At 71.1% G+C, this 14,742-nt stretch carries 15 protein-coding genes; 6 read left to right on the top strand and 9 right to left on the bottom strand.

The genetic code is table 11. The annotated features are described in order from the left end of the window. Positions 1 to 30: 30 nt before the first annotated feature. Both HNR67_RS26030 and HNR67_RS26025 read right to left on the bottom strand, forming a co-directional pair. Positions 31 to 750 carry a hypothetical protein gene (locus tag HNR67_RS26030; protein ID WP_185004842.1) on the bottom strand — a complete coding sequence of 240 codons (720 nt, stop codon included), beginning with the start codon at positions 748 to 750 and terminating at the stop codon, positions 31 to 33. A gap of 13 nt (positions 751 to 763) precedes the next feature. After that, positions 764 to 1,621, bottom strand: coding sequence for an alpha/beta fold hydrolase (locus HNR67_RS26025; RefSeq protein WP_185004841.1), 858 nt, complete (start codon positions 1,619 to 1,621; stop codon positions 764 to 766). Positions 1,622 to 1,737: 116 nt separating this feature from the next. Here HNR67_RS26025 and HNR67_RS26020 point away from each other — a divergent pair, with 116 nt between their 5' ends. The 3 genes from HNR67_RS26020 (at position 1,738) to HNR67_RS26010 (ending at position 3,067) form a co-directional block, all read left to right on the top strand. Next, the gene (locus HNR67_RS26020; protein ID WP_185004840.1) at positions 1,738 to 2,298 is read left to right on the top strand and encodes a TetR/AcrR family transcriptional regulator; all 561 of its coding nucleotides are present in this window, start codon (positions 1,738 to 1,740) and stop codon (positions 2,296 to 2,298) included. A 71-nt stretch (positions 2,299 to 2,369) separates the two neighbouring features. Beyond that, positions 2,370 to 2,756 carry a hypothetical protein gene (locus HNR67_RS26015; protein ID WP_185004839.1) on the top strand — a complete coding sequence of 129 codons (387 nt, stop codon included), beginning with the start codon at positions 2,370 to 2,372 and terminating at the stop codon, positions 2,754 to 2,756. Continuing rightward, a complete protein-coding gene (locus HNR67_RS26010) occupies positions 2,753 to 3,067 on the top strand; it encodes a hypothetical protein (RefSeq protein ID WP_185004838.1) in 315 nt (104 codons plus the stop codon). The genes HNR67_RS26015 and HNR67_RS26010 overlap by 4 nt, the downstream gene beginning before the upstream one ends. On the opposite strand, the gene HNR67_RS26005 is transcribed toward HNR67_RS26010, so the two are convergent. The 6 genes from HNR67_RS26005 to HNR67_RS25980 are packed head-to-tail and all read right to left on the bottom strand — an operon-like array spanning position 3,006 to position 10,138. Further along, entirely contained in the window at positions 3,006 to 3,488 is a 483-nt protein-coding gene (locus tag HNR67_RS26005; protein WP_312988063.1) for a GNAT family N-acetyltransferase, read from the bottom strand. The genes HNR67_RS26010 and HNR67_RS26005 overlap by 62 nt on opposite strands. Positions 3,489 to 3,520: 32 nt before the next feature. After that, the gene (locus HNR67_RS26000) at positions 3,521 to 4,792 is read right to left on the bottom strand and encodes a TRAP transporter large permease subunit (protein ID WP_185004837.1); all 1,272 of its coding nucleotides are present in this window, start codon (positions 4,790 to 4,792) and stop codon (positions 3,521 to 3,523) included. Positions 4,793 to 4,794: 2 nt separating this feature from the next. Then, the gene (locus tag HNR67_RS25995; protein WP_185004836.1) at positions 4,795 to 5,343 is read right to left on the bottom strand and encodes a hypothetical protein; all 549 of its coding nucleotides are present in this window, start codon (positions 5,341 to 5,343) and stop codon (positions 4,795 to 4,797) included. After that, complete coding sequence (locus HNR67_RS25990) at positions 5,340 to 7,463, bottom strand: hydantoinase/oxoprolinase family protein (protein ID WP_312988060.1); 2,124 nt, start codon at positions 7,461 to 7,463, stop codon at positions 5,340 to 5,342. Before HNR67_RS25990 ends, HNR67_RS25995 begins: the two co-directional genes overlap by 4 nt. Before the next feature lie 26 nt (positions 7,464 to 7,489). Next, a complete protein-coding gene (locus HNR67_RS25985) occupies positions 7,490 to 9,112 on the bottom strand; it encodes an FAD-dependent oxidoreductase (RefSeq protein ID WP_185004834.1) in 1,623 nt (540 codons plus the stop codon). A gap of 24 nt (positions 9,113 to 9,136) precedes the next feature. Beyond that, positions 9,137 to 10,138, bottom strand: a complete 1,002-nt coding sequence (locus HNR67_RS25980) for a LacI family DNA-binding transcriptional regulator (RefSeq protein WP_185004833.1) — start codon at positions 10,136 to 10,138, stop codon at positions 9,137 to 9,139. Between the two features lie 228 nt (positions 10,139 to 10,366). On the opposite strand from HNR67_RS25980, the gene HNR67_RS25975 reads away from it, so the two are divergent. Continuing rightward, a complete protein-coding gene (locus tag HNR67_RS25975; RefSeq protein ID WP_221490056.1) occupies positions 10,367 to 11,377 on the top strand; it encodes a glycoside hydrolase family protein in 1,011 nt (336 codons plus the stop codon). Position 11,378: 1 nt separating this feature from the next. Further along, a complete protein-coding gene (locus tag HNR67_RS25970) occupies positions 11,379 to 12,602 on the top strand; it encodes an SGNH/GDSL hydrolase family protein (RefSeq protein WP_185004832.1) in 1,224 nt (407 codons plus the stop codon). Here HNR67_RS25970 and HNR67_RS25965 read toward each other — a convergent pair. Beyond that, on the bottom strand, positions 12,553 to 13,497 hold the full coding sequence (locus HNR67_RS25965) for a bifunctional helix-turn-helix transcriptional regulator/GNAT family N-acetyltransferase (RefSeq protein WP_185004831.1): 945 nt from the start codon (positions 13,495 to 13,497) through the stop codon (positions 12,553 to 12,555). The two genes, HNR67_RS25970 and HNR67_RS25965, sit on opposite strands and share 50 nt — an antisense overlap. A 116-nt stretch (positions 13,498 to 13,613) precedes the next feature. Here HNR67_RS25965 and HNR67_RS25960 point away from each other — a divergent pair, with 116 nt between their 5' ends. After that, positions 13,614 to 14,660 carry an aldo/keto reductase gene (locus HNR67_RS25960; RefSeq protein ID WP_185004830.1) on the top strand — a complete coding sequence of 349 codons (1,047 nt, stop codon included), beginning with the start codon at positions 13,614 to 13,616 and terminating at the stop codon, positions 14,658 to 14,660. The last annotated feature ends 82 nt before the right edge of the window (positions 14,661 to 14,742 follow it).

Genomic DNA, 14,742 nt, shown 5'->3' with positions numbered 1-14,742 from the left:
CCGGGCCGCACCCTCGCGGCCGACCGCCGCCTAGGCGACCGTGATGTCGTTCAGCTCCAGGGTGATCCCGGCGAGGCTGAGGTCCGCCGTGTTGTCCGGGTTGCGCCGGTACACCCGTCTGCTGGTCGGGAACACCAGTCCGCCCACCGTCCGGTGCTCCCCCGTGTAGTGCGCGACCAGCACGTCCGCGTTGACGTCGACCGTGTAGTCCAGGCGGCGGAGCAGGCCGTCGGGGCCGTAGTGGAAGGTCTGTTCGGCGGTGTGGGTGGCCAGGTCGGCGGGGAAGGTGACGTGCAGGCGTCGCCAGGTCTCGCCGTTCTCCTGCCAGGGCTCGCCTTCCTCGGCGCGGACGCCGTCGAAGGTGAACAGGTAGGGCGTGACCAGGTAGTTCCACATGGCGTAGCCCAGGAAGTAGCCGACCTGCAGCGGTTGCCACGGGGTCAGCGCGTCGTAGCCGCGGTAGGTGCCGCGGGGTTCGGCCAGGCGGTCCACCAGCGCGCCCGTGTTGTCCCGCAGGGTGACCTCCTCGGGCTGGAAGGTCAGGTTGTGGCCGGGGTCGAGCCAGGGGGTGATCACGTGGTGCTGGCGGTGTGGGTCGACCACGAGGGTCTGGCTGGTGAAGGCGTCGGGGTAGCCGCGCAGTCCCCAGAACGGGCCGCCCGCGTTGAGGTGGGCGGTGATCTCGGTGGTGTTCTGCCAGGCGGTCAGGCCGCCGTGCTTTTCCAGGACGAAGTCGAGCAGGTCACTCATTGCCGGTCGCCTTTCAGTGGAACACGCGGTGGTTGGCGAGGAATCGCTCGGCCTGGCTGACGAACAGTTCCGGGTACTGGAACAGCGCGCCGTGGCCGGATTCCGGGTAAATGCTGAGCTGGGCGTTCGGCAGGTGCCGGGCCAGGTCGTAGGAGTTGATCGTCGGCACCATGACGTCCTCGCGCCCGTTGACCACCAGGGTCGGCTGGGTGATGCGGGCCAGGTCGGCGAAGCGGTCCTCGCCGTCGGCCTGCCACTTCGCCCCGGCGATGCCCTGGGCCTGCATGGTCTGCGCGCCCGAGGGCGGGTCGGCGTCGGCGCGGGCGGTGCGGCGGTCCCAGAACTCGCGGCCCGCGTCCTGGCTGGCCTGGGCCGGGTCGAAGAAGAGAAACAGGAAGTCCGCGAGTTCCGGCACCGCGTTGCGGGTGGCCACGTGCGGGTAGTCCGGGTGCGCGCCCTCGCTGGTGCCGCCCTTGGCCCTGGTGCCGACCAGGATGAGCCTGCGTACCAGTTCAGCGTGCCGCAGGGCCACTTCCTGGGCGACCATGCCGCCGATGGAGAAGCCCAGCACGTCCACCGTGCGCAGGCCCAGTCCGCCGAGTGCGGCCGCGACCCCGTCGGCGTGGCCCTCGATGGTTTCCGGGGTCGCTCCGGTGGAGGCGCCGACGCCGGCGTAGTTGAGCAGCAGCACCGGGCGGTGCGCGGCCAGTCCGTCGGTGACCGCCGGGTCCCAGTTGTCCAGGCCGCCGCGGAAGTGCTGGAGGAAGACCAGCGGGGTGCCGGTGTCCGCGCCGAAACGGCGGTAGGCGTACCGGGTCCCGTCGACCTCGACGAATTGTGTCGGTGCGGTGACATGGGTGTGCGTGGTCATGCCCGTTGTCCTTTCCCGAAGTCCGGCCGATCCAGGTAAACCGATCGGTACCCCATTTTCCGTGATCGGCGACACGTGGTTTTCCGGAACGGGAAAACGAGCGGTACCCTGAACGCATGACCACCCAGGCCAGCCCGCGTGAGCGCATCCTCGGCGCGACCAGCGCACTGTTCTACCGGCAGGGCATCCAGGCCACCGGCGTGGAGGAGCTGGCCGAGGCCGCGGCGGTCTCCAAGCGCACCCTCTACAAAGTGTTCGGCAGCAAGGACAACCTGGTCACCGCCTACCTGGAGCAGCTCGCCACCAGATCCCTGGGCAACGAGGCCAACCTGGCCCGCGCCGACCTGTCCGCCCGGGACCGGCTGATCGCCCTGTTCGACCGCCCGGACCAGGCCCTCGGATTCCGCGGCTGCCCCATGCACAACGCCGCGGTCGAACTGGCCGCGGGCAACCAGGCCGCGCACGCGGTGATCCACCGCCACAAGCTCGACTTCCTGCACCGCCTGACCGAGACCGCCCGCGAGGCCGGGGCGAGCGATCCGGAGGAGCTGGGCCGCCAGCTGTTCGTGCTGTTCGAGGGCTCGATGGCCCTGGCAACCTCACTGGATGACGACGCCGCCTTCGACTACGGCCGCCCAGCCGCGCTCAACCTGATCACCGCCGCCACCGGCAGCTGACCCGAATCTCTTTGAGCAATCGCTCAACATGTGCTTAGAATTGAGCGCTCGCTCAATCAAGGAGGTTCAGCATGGAGACAGCACTCCGGGCCCCCGTCTGGCGGATCGTCGCCACCATGGTGGCCGCGGTGGTCATGGCGGCCACCACGCTCACGAAGATCTCGGCGACCACATCCGTCGACCCGACCGAGCAGTACCTGGTGGTGATGTCGCTGGTCGGGTTCGCCCCGCTGTTCTTCATCGCCAACGAGTACGCGTTCCGAGCGGCCTGCCTGGTGGTCGCGATCACGCCCGGACTGACCGTCCCCATGCTCTTCATGGGTCCCGGCCTGGTTCTGCTCGGAGTCGCGCTGTCCGGCCGGTCCTGGCCGGCCAGGGTGCCGTTCATCCTGCTCGCCGCGGCGGGCGGCTACCTGATCATCGTCTCGACCATCTACCGCTTCCACGGCCTGTCATGACGACCCCACCGCGCTGGCTGTGGCGGCTGATGGCGCTGCCGATCACCCTGTCGATGGTCGTCGGCGTGCTGATGTCGATCTCCGTCGGCCCGGCCAGCCCGTTCTTCCTGGCCCTGGCCCTGCTCAGCTTCCTGCCCCTGGCCGGCCGCAGCACCACCCAGCTCGGCGTCCTGTGCGTGCTGGCCGGCAGCGTCCAGTTGGTGATCGGCACCTACCCGTTCATGGTCCTGTTCACCGTCAGCGGCTGGATCATGATCCTGGTGGGGCTGGTGGCCGTGTGCACCCAGCGGCCGGAGGTACCGGGAGGGTGAACTCCGGCCGGGACCAGGTCACCCGGGGCGGCGACGGCGGCAGGATCCGGACCTGCCGCGCGCCCTGCCGGCGGTAGAACTCGGCCGCGGGTGGGTGCGAGACGATCCGCACCGCGGTCAGCCCGCGGCGCGCAGCCTCGGCCAGCATGTGCCGGAGCAGCCGCGCTCCCAGCCCCAGTCCCTGCGCGTGATCGGCCACGAACAGCAGGTCCAGCTCCGGCGGATCCAGGATGAGCCGGTAGAAGCCCAGCGGCCGCTCCGCGCGCATCGCGACGAAGGTGGGTTCGGTGCTCAGATCCGCGGCGGTGAGCCGGAACTCGTGCAGGATCGAGGCGTACTCACCCCGGTAGGCCGAACTGGCGTGCATCAGCTCGGTCAGCTCATCGGCCTGGCCGGGGTCGGCGGGGCGAATGTCGGTCACCCCCGGCAGCGTAGGCGGGGGCACCGACAGCGCTACAGGTACAGCAGCGCGGTCAGGGTCAGGCCGCCCAGGGCGATCAGCCAGGTGTAGGGCAGCGTGGACAGCATCACCCGTTCCGGGCGGGTGCCCGCGTACTGGGCACTCCACACCGTCTGCGTGCTGGTCGGATCGGACACGCCGAGCACCTGGCCCAGGGAGGACATCAGGCCCAGCACCGCGGTCTGCGGGTACACCCCGCCGGAGATCAGCACCCCGGCCACACCCGCGCCCAGACCGTAGATGTTGAGCGGCCCCCGGTACAGCGACAGCGGCGCCAGCACCGCGAAGACCAGCACGAACAGCACCGGACCGGCCGGGCTGACGGCTTGCACGATCGGGTTGAGCGCCGCGACCGCGCCGGGCAGCCGCACCGCGGACAACAGCATCCCGATGGCCACGAACAGCACGATCGGCGGCGCGGCCACCTCGAAGGCCCGGTACAGCGTGCGCAGCGCGCGTTCCTTGGCCCCGCCCCGCCGGTAGGTGCTGACCAGGCAGTAGAGCAGTCCGGCGAGCAGGGCGGGCACGATCGGCAGGTCGAAGCCGAGCGCGAGCACGATCGGCACCAGCGGGGTGAGCAGCGCGTACCAGGGCGCGTCGCCCCGCCGGGCCCGGCGCGAGGCGGAGGCGCGCACCGCCCAGGCGTGCCGCACGCCCTTGCGCCGGGTTTCGATGAGCACGTAGGCGATCCCGATGACCAGCACGATCGGGAACAGCCGCAGCTGGAAGGAGCGGACCTGCTCGATCGGCATCCGCAGCGCGTCGGCCAGGAACTGCCAGCCGATCAGTTCCAGGGGCAGTCCGGCGGAGATGCCCATCAGCACGGTGCCTGCGGCGACCACCTTGGGCACGCCGACCGCGATCATCGCCGGGATCCCCACCACCCCGGCCAGCAGCGCGGCGGGCGCGGAGCCGGTGATGGTGCCGACCAGCAGCGACACCCCGAACACGCCCAGAGCCACCAGCGAGGGCCGTTCCCCGCCGAACTCCACGATCTTGCGCACCAGGGTCGCGGCGATGCCGGTCTCCTCCAGCAGCGCGCCCAGCCAGGAGCCGAGCAGGATGGCGATCATGGTGGCGGCCAGCAGCGGGGCGCCGGTCTGCAGCACGGTGGTGGCCACGCTGTCGGTCTTGCCGAGCAGGCTGGCCCCGGACAGCAGGGCGATGGCCACGGCGAGGAAGCCGAGGGTGAACGCGGTGGGCAGCAACCGGGTGAGCATCAGCAGCACACCCACGGCCATCACGGCCACGATGACAAAACCCATGGTCAACTCCGGGTGGCGGCGAGGTGGCGGCTGAGGGTCTGGGTGAGGCGCAGCGGGCAGTGCCGCCCGCCCAGGACGTGCCGGGCGTAGCTGTGCGCGGCGACCTCGTCCGCGCCGAGCACGTGTCCGCGCAGGCGGATCCGGCCCAGGGTCAGTGCGGTATGGTCGAGGCGGTGGCGTAGTTCGCGGCCCGCTGGACCGTGCAGGCGGTGGTGGGCCTGTTCATGGGCGATCGCGGCTGCCTCGACGAGTTCCGGCGGGAACATCTCGTGCGATCCTTGTGCGCGCAGGATGTCCTGTACCGCGGTGAGCGTGTCGGTGTAGAGCAGGATTCTGGGCCGGTTGGGCCGGTATTCGGCGAGCACCAGTTCGTCCGGGTGGTGGCCGCCCTCGACCCGGTGCACCGGGATCTCCAGTGGCTGTGCGGTGGTGGCGAGTTCGCGGCCGAAGTCCAGGGCGATACGGGCCCAGCGGCGCAGGGTGTGCTCGTCGCGGTGTTCGTGGGTCGGGGTGGCCCGGAGCAGCCACACGGCGCGGTCGAGTTCGGTCATCGCCGTTCCTCCATGATCGCGACCAGGGTTTCACCCGGTGCGCGGGTGCGGAGTTCGGTGTCGGCCAGGGCGAGCAGCGCGTCCACGGCGAGCACGCCGCTGAGGTCGACCACCTTGGCGCCCAACAGCAATCGGACCGCGGGGGCGCGACCGCCGCCGTCGCCGTAGCGGGTGCGGCCGTGGATGAGTTCGAGCAGTCTGGCCGGGGCTTCGGCGACGGTCAGGGTGTCCACGTGCGCGTCGGCGCTGTGCACGCGGACCACGCCCTCGGCGTCGACCACCCGCACGGCCAGCCGCGGTCGCCGGAGCAGGCCGCGCTTGCGGGTGTGGCCGAAGACGCGGTAGTTGCCGTTGTGCGCCAACGGCCGCACCTCGGTGACCGGCACGTCCAGGCTGCGCGCGGCGATCTCGCCTGCCCGCTGTTCGTCCACTGTGGACGCGCGGTCCTTGGTGCGCAGGTCGGTGGCACCGGTGGCGATGGCGCGGACCAGGTTGCGCTGCGGGTCGACCAGGACCTCCACCTCGACCCCGGCCGGATCGGCGCCCTGGGCGACCACGGCGGCCTCGGCCTCGGCGCGCACGGCCAGCACGTCGGCGTGCCCGGGGTTGGGCACGATCCGTTCGACCGATTCCCGCACTAGGGCCAGGGCGACGCCCAGTGGGCTGATGACCTCGCTGTGCGCGGCGATCCGCCAGTCCAGCCGGGTTTCCGCGCCCAGGTGCGGGGTGACGGTGGCCGCTCCCCCACCGCCGCCGACCAGGGTGAGCAGGTCCCGGTCCAGCCGGTAGTCGGCCAGCAACGCGTCGAGGACGGCCCGGATCGGACGGATCGCCTGGTCGAGCACGGCCCGCGCGGCCGCCTCCACCGGCACGCCCAGGGCCAGTGCCAGGGGGGCGAGCGCGAGCCGGGCGAGGGCGGGGTCGGCCTGCGCGTGATCGCCTGGTGGGACCACGCCGAGGGCGTTGGCCGCGCAGGTCAGGGTGATCGCGTAGCGCCCGCCGGCGGCCTCGATGGCCAGGTAGTCGTCGGGGTCCTCCGGTCGTGGGCGCAGGGTGATGAGCCTGGCCCCGGCGAGTTCGGCGGTGCTGGCGAAGCAGGCGTAGGGCAGTCCGGCGATGTGCGCGCTGCGCGGCCCGACGTCGGCGATCTCCTGCTGTCCCGGGGCGAGCCGGATCATCGAGCCGCCGCCGACGCCGACGGTGCGCACGTCCAGCGCGGACAGGTAGGTCTCCCGGCCGCCCAGGCTGGCGTGCCGGATCTGCACCCGGCCGCGGCGGATGACGCTGATGTCGGTGGAGGTGCCGCCGGTTTCCAGGAAGACGCCCTCGCTGATCCGTTCGGCCAGCAGCGCGCCCGCGACCCCGGCGGCGGGGCCGGAGAGCACGGTGAGCAGGGGGCGGCTGCGCATCTCGGCCAGGGACATGACGCCGCCGTCGCAGCGCATGACCATCAGCGGGGCGGTGATCCCGGCCGCGGCGATGCCGCGTTCGACCAGGGTGGCGGTCTCCAGCATGCGCGGCATGATCCCGGCGTTGAGCACGGCGGTGCGGGCGCGTTTGGTCAGGCCGTACAGCTTGGAGATCTCGTGGGTGGCGGTGGCGGGGAGGCCGGCTTCGGCCGCGGCGGCGAGCACGGCCTGTTCGCCGAGTGGGTCGTCCACGCTGAAGGGTTCGACCGCGACCAGCACCTCCGCGCCCGCTTTTCTCAGCGTGGTCACGGCGGTGGCGGCCTCGGCCGGGTCGCGGGCGGCGGCGTAGCTGACCGGCAGGGTGCGGCCGGGGGCGAGTTTCAGCCTGCCCAGGGCACGCAGTCGTGCGGTGGCCCAGCCGTCGAAACCCTTGCCCACGCCCACGATCCCGACCTTGGCGACGTCGCCTTCGAGCAGGGCGTTGGTGGCCTGGGTGGTGCCGTGTGCGAGGAAGCCGACCTCGGCGGCAGCCACGCCGACCTGCGCCAGGAGTTGGGTCAGCGCGGCCACGATGCCGTGCGCCACGCCGTCGGGGTGGTGGTGGCTGGTCGGCACCTTGACCTGGCCGAGCAGCTCGAATGTGCTTGCGCTGACCGCGACCGCGTCGGTGAAGGTGCCGCCGACGTCGATGCCGACCCTGATCCGTCCCACCGCTCCGCCTTCCGGTGTCCGCATGCTCAGTACCCGCGGATGTCCGGCCAGCGGCGTTCCACGCCGGCGCGGTCGAGTTCCTGGGTGAAGCTGTCCAGCAGCTTGGTCTCGGCGTGCACCTGGTGCGGTTCGACTCCGTTGCGTAGCGCGAAGCCCGCCAGGTGCCCGGAAACCTCTCCCACATTCCACTCGACGGGGTGGAGTCGGAAGCAGCCGTTGGTGATGTGGGTGGTGCCCAGATTCTTGGCCGCGGGCAGCAGGTTCCGGACCCGTTGTGGCAGCAGCGCGCCGAGCGGTATCTCGAACGGAACGCTTGCCACGTCTATGTAATTGTCGCCGCCGGTGGAGGGGTGAAGATCGATCCGGTAGCTGCCGATGCCCACCGAATCCGGGTACCTGGTGCCACCGGCCGGACCGACCAGTTCCAGCGCCACATCACGTTCGGTGACTGTCCTTTTGGCACGGATGCGCCGGGATTCGCGGATATATGGTGCTTTCGCGAGGCCGTCAGCCGTTCCGGTGATTTCATTACGCAGCTTCAGTCCTGGGAAGCCGGTTCCGCCGTCGTGGCGTGGGGCTTCGGTCTGCAGCCAGTACAGTACGGACAGCGACAGGTGCTTGGCCTCGTGCAGGGCAGTACGGACACCGTCGGCGTCGACCCCGCCGTCGATCTCCATCGCAGGCATGAGCCAGTAGTCGTTGAGTGGCCAGTTGACCAGGGTGATGTCGGAGTCGAAGCTGCCGGGCTGGTGCAGGCCGCGCGCGAGGATGCGCCGGAAGCCCCACAGTTCCTTGTCCCCGGCGTCCGCGCTCTGGTCGGCGCTGACCGCGAGCGGATCGATGTCCGGGTTCGGGCGGAAGGTGCGTTCGGTCGGTTCGAGCGTGCGTGGATCCGGTGCGCGGAAACCGATCAGCGGGCCGGGCCAGAACTCCGGCCGGTAGGTGCGCCAGAACGAGTACATCTCCGGCCGGTCGATGACATGGTTCTCGCCCTGGTGGTGGGACAACGCGAAACAGTAGGTGATGCCTTGGAGGTTGTATGGATCAGCGAGATCGGGCGCGTGCGGCTCGTTGTGTTCGGCGGCCGCCTCGGCCCCCGTGACGTGTTCGACGCCGGCCATCGGCAGCAGGTCGCCGGACTCGGTGGCGTCCAGGACGTAGGCGGCGCGCACGGTGATCTCGGCGCCGTCCGGCCCGGCGAGGGTGATCGCCTCGACCAGGTCACCGTGCACATGCGCGCGGATCGGCTTGTGCTGCAACAGGATGGTGAGTAGTCCGGCGGCGATCTGGGGCTGGCACAGCTCCTGGAGCACGGCCAGGGCGACCCGCGGTTCGTGGCAGAGCTTGCTGACCCGCCCGGCGCCCGGGTTCAGCTCGCGCTGCCGCAGTGCCTCGGCGCGCAGCGGGTAGGCGCGCCGGTAGTAGGCGCGGATGCCCTCGCGGAGTTCACGGTAGCTGGCGGTGCAGCCGAAGCGCTCGATCCACGGGTGCTCATCCGGTGGCACGGCCTGCGCGGTGAGCTGGCCGCCGATCCAGTCGGTCTCCTCGGTCAGCACCACGGTGTGCCCGGCCCTGGTGGCGGCCAGGGCGGCGGCGACCCCGCCGAGGCCGCCGCCGACGACCAGGATCTCTGTTTCACGCTCGGACAATGCTCAGGACCTTTCGGAAAGGAGTCAGCGATGGGGTGCCGGACCGGTGGTGTCGCCGGTGCGCGGTGGACACGGCAGCAGGTGCTGGTGCGGTGGGTGCTCCGCGCCGGTGACCAGGTCGACCAGCAGCCGGACCGCGGCGCGGGACATCTCGTGCCGGGGCACGGCGAAGCCGCTGATCCGGCGGTCCCGCCAGCCGGTGACCGGTGGCGCGCCGAGCAGGGCCAGCGACACCGTGCTCGGGCAGTCCACGCCGAGTGCGTCCAGTGCCCTGGTCAGGGCGGTGAACACGGCTCCGGTGTCGGTCTCCTCGGTGACCAGCGCGGTGACCCCGGCGGCCAGCCAGCTCTCCAGGAGTCCGGGGGTGATCTCGGCGGCGTCGGCGCGGTGCACCAGGTCGTCGTGGTCGAGTCCGGTGGCCGCGGCGGCCCGGCGTACGCCGAGTTCGCGGTCGGCCGAGGACGGGGCCTCGTCCCGCTCCCGGACGTAGCGGATGTGCCGGTGTCCCAGGGCGTGCAGGCCGTGCACGACCTCGGCGGCGGCGCTGACGTAGTCCGCGCCGACATAGGGGATGCGGCCGTCCAGTTCGTCCCGGCGTCCGATGTGGACGAACGGGTAGTCCTCGGCCAGCAGCACGGCGAGCTGGTCCTCTGGCACGTGCCTGCCCAGGAACAGGCAGCCGTCGGCGACCCGGACCCGGCGCAGGATGTCCTGGCCCGCGCCGGTGGAGCCGGTGAACAGCAGCACGTCCTGGCCCTGGGCGGCGGCCTCGGCCTCCACCCCGGCCAGCGAGGGGTAGTAGGAGTGTTCGACGCCGGTGGGGAAGGTCGCGGTGAAGGTGTAGAGGCCGAGGATGTTGTTGCGGGCCAGGGCGAGCCGGGTGGCCACCGGGTCGGGCGCGTAGCCCAGGGTCTGGGCGGCGGCCAGTACCCGGCGGCGGGTGGTCTCGGCCAGGCAGATGCCGGACTTGTTGCCGCTGAGCACCAGCGACACCGTGGTCTGGGAGACCCCGGCCAGTCGGGCCACATCCGACTGCGACGGACGTCTGCGTCCTCTCGCGGGCAACCGGCACCTCCGGATCTCCAGCGCTAATGCGGATTAGCACCGAACTGTCGCCAGCACCGACGGGCAAGTCAAGGAGCTGACCGAAATGGGTCAGACCGCAGTACTAATACGTATTAGGCCCTTGACCGGCCGTTATGGGCCGAGCACACTCCCCCGCCAACGCCGTGGTTTCGCAAAGGAGCGAACGACATGGACGACACCGCGCACCACCCGGCGACCTTCTCCCGCCGCACCCTGCTCGGCGGCACCGCCGCACTGGGCTCCGCCGCCGTGCTCGGCGCGATGCCCGCCCCGGCCGCCGCGGCCCCTGGCGGCTTCCCCGACTACCGCTACCTCAAGCTGGCCTTCGACAAGGCCACGCTGACCTATCCCCCGGCCCGCCGCGAGGTGATCTTCCCGTGCGTGCGCGGCACCGCGGGCCGGATCGCGAACCCGTTGGGCCGCTTCTACCTCTACTACGCCCCGCACGACGCCCCCGGCGGGATCTGCCTGAGCTACGCCGACTCCCTGGAAGGCCCGTTCCGGGAGTACGGCGGCAATCCACTGGTGCGGCGGGAATGGCCGCCGCACTACGACTTCGTGACGCACGTGTCCAGTCCGCACGTGCTGTGGAACAGCCGGGCCAGGGAGATGTGGCTTTACTTCCACGGGGAGAACACCACCACCCGGCTGGCCCGCTCCACCGACGGCATCACCTTCCGCTACGACAAGATCGTGCTGTCCACCACCATGCTGCCCGCCAGCACCAGGGAAGCCAGCTACGCCAGGGTGTTCGAGCACAGCATCCCGGCACGCGGCGCGCACTACGTGATGGTCTTCATGATCAATACCACCGCGAACCGGCGCTCCATCGGCTGGGGCTGGTCGGCCGACGGGCGGAACTGGAGCTTCGACCAGCAACCGCTGATCCGGCCGGAGGAGATCGGGCGGACCAACCTGTCCGGGCCACATGTGTTGTTCCGCAACGATTCCGCCTACGTCGTCTACCACACCGACCAGGGCGGGATGCGGATCACCGAGGTCGGCAGGGACTTCAGCAGGCGCGTCCACCTGGGTGTCTTCCACACACCGCTGAGCACCGCGCCGGACAACGGCCGTTCCGCCGCCCCGTCCTTCGGTTCCGACGGCGGGCGGGAGTACATGTTCTACGAGGCCGGGGACCGGCTGGGCGGCAACATCGCGATCGCGCGGGCGGTGTGACATGCGGACGTGGACTTCCGTACCCGCGGCGGTACTGGCGGTGCTGCTGACGCTGTGGTCGGCGCCGGTGGCACAGGCCGTCGCACCCGCGCGTGCGGCTGCCCACTGGGTCGCGACCTGGGGCACGGCGATGAGTGAGGGCAGTGCCGAACTGGCCTCCTGGCCGAGCTACACCGTCCGGCACTTCCCGCACACCAGCCTCGGCGGGTCGGCGGTCCGGATCCGACTGTCCAATGTGTACGGAGACGGCGCGGCCCGCTTCGGCCGGGTCACCGTCGCGGTGGCCACGGCTACCAGTCCACGCCGACCGGTCAGCACCCCGCGTGAGCTGAGCTTCGGTGGACGGAGACCGGTGACCGTGGCCGCGGGCGGGACAGCGGTGAGCGATCCACTGCCGTTCACCGTCGCGGCGGGTTCGGACCTGGTGGTGAGCATGTTCCTGGACCGCCCGCCAGGCCTGGCCACCCGGCACCGGGCGGCCTACGCGCACAACCACCTGGCGGCCGGGGACCAGTCCGGGGCACTGGATCCGGCGGTGTTCACCCGCAGCACCACCTCCTGGTACTTCCTCGCCGATGTGGAGGTCGACGCCCCCGGCGGCGCGGTGGTGGCCTTCGGCGACTCGATCACCGACGGCGCCGGGTCCACGGTCGGCACCGATCGCCGCTGGCCGGACCGGCTCGCCGCGCGGGATCGCCGCTCAGGTGTGGTCAACGCCGGGATCAGCGGCAACAAAGTCCTGGCGGACAACCCGGGCTACGGACCCGCCGGGATCTCCCGCGCCCAGCGGGACATCACGCGGCGGGCCGGGGTGCGCACCGCGATCCTCCTGCAAGGCATCAACGACATCCGGCAGGACAACCCGCCCTCGCTGGAGCAGTTGTGGCAGGGCTACCGACGGATCGTGGCCACCGCGCACGCCCGCGGCATCCGGGTGCTCGGCGGCACGCTCACCCCGTTCCAGGGCTCGGCCAGGTTCACCGCGGCCAGGGAATCGTTACGGCAGCAGGTGAACCAGCGAATCCGGTCGGGCGTGCTCTTCGACGGGGTGGTCGACTTCGACGCGGCCGTGCGGGATCCGGCTGATCCGGCCAGGTTGCGGGCGCACTTCCACAACGGCGACTGGTTACACCCCAACGACGCCGGCTATCAGGCGATGGCCGGGGCGGTGCCGCTCAGCGAGTTACCCGCACCGGCAGTGGCCGGGACCAGGTCTGGCCGGTGAGGTCCTTGCCGAAGCTGTGGTGCTTGTCCTCGCTGACCAGCTCGAACCCGAACTCCTGGTAGATCTTGCGGGCCGCGGTGAGCACGTCGTTGGTCCACAGGGTGATCGCGGAGTAGCCGGCGCGTTCGGCGAAGCGCAGGCACTCCTCGACCAGGCGAGAGCCGATGCCCAGACCCCTGGCGCTCGGTTCGACCAGCAACAGCCGCAGCCGGGCGGTCTGCTCGTCCTCGCTCACGCAGAACACGCAACCCACCGGTTCGCCGTCGACCTCGGCGATCCAGCCCGCCTCCCGAGAAGGGTCGTGAGAACCAGCGAAATCAGCGATGATCTTGGCGACCAGGGCCTCGTAGCTCTGGTCCCAGCCGAACTGCTCGGCGTAGAGCACGGCGTTGCGGCTGATCACCCAGCCGTAGTCGCCGGGACGCAGCGCGCGCAGCACCACCGTGCGCGGGCGGGGCCGGGTCGGCGCCAGCACCTCCCGCACCGTGTTCATGGCCGCCACCAGGCGTTCCTGGTCCGCTTCGGCGAGTTCGCCGAGCAGGCCGAGGACCTGTTCGGCCGAGCGGGCGTCCAGGTCGGCGAAGACCGCGCGGCCGGACTCGGTCAGGCGCAGCACCTGGCGGCGGGCGTCGGCGGCGGACTTCTCCTTGGCCAGGAGTCCGTCGGCGGCGAAGCGGCCGACGATCCGGCTGAGGTACCCGGCGTCCAGGGCGAGGTCGCGGCGCAGGTCGGCCACGTCCACGGTGTCGCGCTGGCCCAGCTCGAAGAGCACCCTGGCCTCGGTGAGCGTGTACGGGGTGCGCAGCAGTCCCTCGTCGAGCACGCCCAGCTGGGCGGTGTAGCACCGGGTGAAGGCCCGGACCGCGGCGATCCGCTCCTGCCGCACACTCGTCATCGTTGCCCCAGTCCGCTAGTTCGTTGACTTAGTCAAACATATCATGGGGTTGACCTGGAGTCCGCTCCAGCACCTAGGGTCCGGCGCAGCGAACACCACACTGGGGAGCAGCACTTATGCGTTACCGCACACTCGGCGGCACCGGCATCGAGGTCAGCGTGCACTGCCTGGGCGCGATGATGTTCGGCGCGGTCGGCAACTCCGACCATGGCGACAGCGCCCGGATCATCCACGCCGCCCTGGACACCGGCATCAACTTCGTGGACACCGCGGACATGTACTCCACCGGGGAGTCCGAGGAGATCGTCGGCAAGGCACTGGCAGGCAGGCGCGAGGACGTGGTCCTGGCCACCAAGTTCCACTTCCCGATGGGCGAGGGACCCAACCGCGGCGGCAACTCCCGGCGCTGGATCACCCGCGCCATCGAGGACAGCCTGCGCCGCCTGCGCACCGACTGGATCGACCTGTACCAGGTGCACCGCCCCGACCGGGCCACCGACATCGAGGAGACCCTGGCCGCGCTGACCGACCTGGTCCGCCAGGGCAAGATCCGCGCCTTCGGCTGCTCCAGCTTCCCCGCCCAGGACATCGCCGAGGCCCACCACGTCGCCGAACGCCGCGGCCTGTACCGCTTCCGCACCGAACAGCCGCCGTACTCGCTGCTGGCCAGGGGCGTGGAGACCAACCTGCTGCCCACCGCCCAGCGCTACGGCATGGGTGTGCTGACCTGGAGCCCCCTCGCCTCCGGCTTCCTCTCCGGCAAGATCCGCAAGAACCAGCCGGTGGACCTGGGCACCGGCCGGGCCGCGCTGACCCCGTTCCGCTTCGACCCGTCCCTGCCGGAGAACGCCGCCAAGTTCGACGCCCTGGAGCAGCTGGCCGAACTGGCCCAGGACCTGGGCGTGACCCTGCCCGAACTCGCGGTGGCCTTCCCCGCCGCGCACCCGGCGGTCACCTCGGTGATCATCGGACCACGCACGATGGAGCAGTTCGAGGGCCTGACCAAGGGCGCCGCCCTGGTGCTGGACGACGCCACCCTCGACCGCATCGACGAGATCGTGCCGCCGGGAACGGACCTGTACCGGGCGGACGGGGCCTGGCAGCCACCGTCGCTGGAGCCGGGGCGCCGGCGACGCCCGGTGGCCGAGCGCGCGGCGGACTGACCGAGCGGTTCGCGGGCGGCGGTCGCGGCCCGAGGACGCCCGGCGGCGGACAGCCGCGCAGGGCAACGGGCGGCGGGCGGGT

It is taken from the genome of Crossiella cryophila, assembly GCF_014204915.1.
In the GTDB taxonomy this organism is placed as follows: Bacteria; Actinomycetota; Actinomycetes; order Mycobacteriales; family Pseudonocardiaceae; genus Crossiella; species Crossiella cryophila.
Note: the sequence above shows the minus strand (reverse complement) of the source record. Positions and strands in the feature narration are given on the sequence as shown.

Excerpts from the sequence above, each read along its gene's own strand:
- HNR67_RS26010 (WP_185004838.1), top strand. The coding sequence starts at position 2,753 with ATGACGACCCCACCGCGCTGGCTGTGGCGGCTGATGGCGCTGCCGATC.
- HNR67_RS26025 (WP_185004841.1), bottom strand. The coding sequence starts at position 1,621 with ATGACCACGCACACCCATGTCACCGCACCGACACAATTCGTCGAGGTC.
- HNR67_RS26000 (WP_185004837.1), bottom strand. The coding sequence starts at position 4,792 with ATGGGTTTTGTCATCGTGGCCGTGATGGCCGTGGGTGTGCTGCTGATG.
- HNR67_RS25975 (WP_221490056.1), top strand. The coding sequence starts at position 10,367 with ATGGACGACACCGCGCACCACCCGGCGACCTTCTCCCGCCGCACCCTG.
- HNR67_RS25970 (WP_185004832.1), top strand. The coding sequence starts at position 11,379 with ATGCGGACGTGGACTTCCGTACCCGCGGCGGTACTGGCGGTGCTGCTG.
- HNR67_RS26020 (WP_185004840.1), top strand. The coding sequence starts at position 1,738 with ATGACCACCCAGGCCAGCCCGCGTGAGCGCATCCTCGGCGCGACCAGC.
- HNR67_RS26030 (WP_185004842.1), bottom strand. The coding sequence starts at position 750 with ATGAGTGACCTGCTCGACTTCGTCCTGGAAAAGCACGGCGGCCTGACC.
- HNR67_RS25995 (WP_185004836.1), bottom strand. The coding sequence starts at position 5,343 with ATGACCGAACTCGACCGCGCCGTGTGGCTGCTCCGGGCCACCCCGACC.
- HNR67_RS26015 (WP_185004839.1), top strand. The coding sequence starts at position 2,370 with ATGGAGACAGCACTCCGGGCCCCCGTCTGGCGGATCGTCGCCACCATG.
- HNR67_RS25965 (WP_185004831.1), bottom strand. The coding sequence starts at position 13,497 with ATGACGAGTGTGCGGCAGGAGCGGATCGCCGCGGTCCGGGCCTTCACC.
- HNR67_RS25960 (WP_185004830.1), top strand. The coding sequence starts at position 13,614 with ATGCGTTACCGCACACTCGGCGGCACCGGCATCGAGGTCAGCGTGCAC.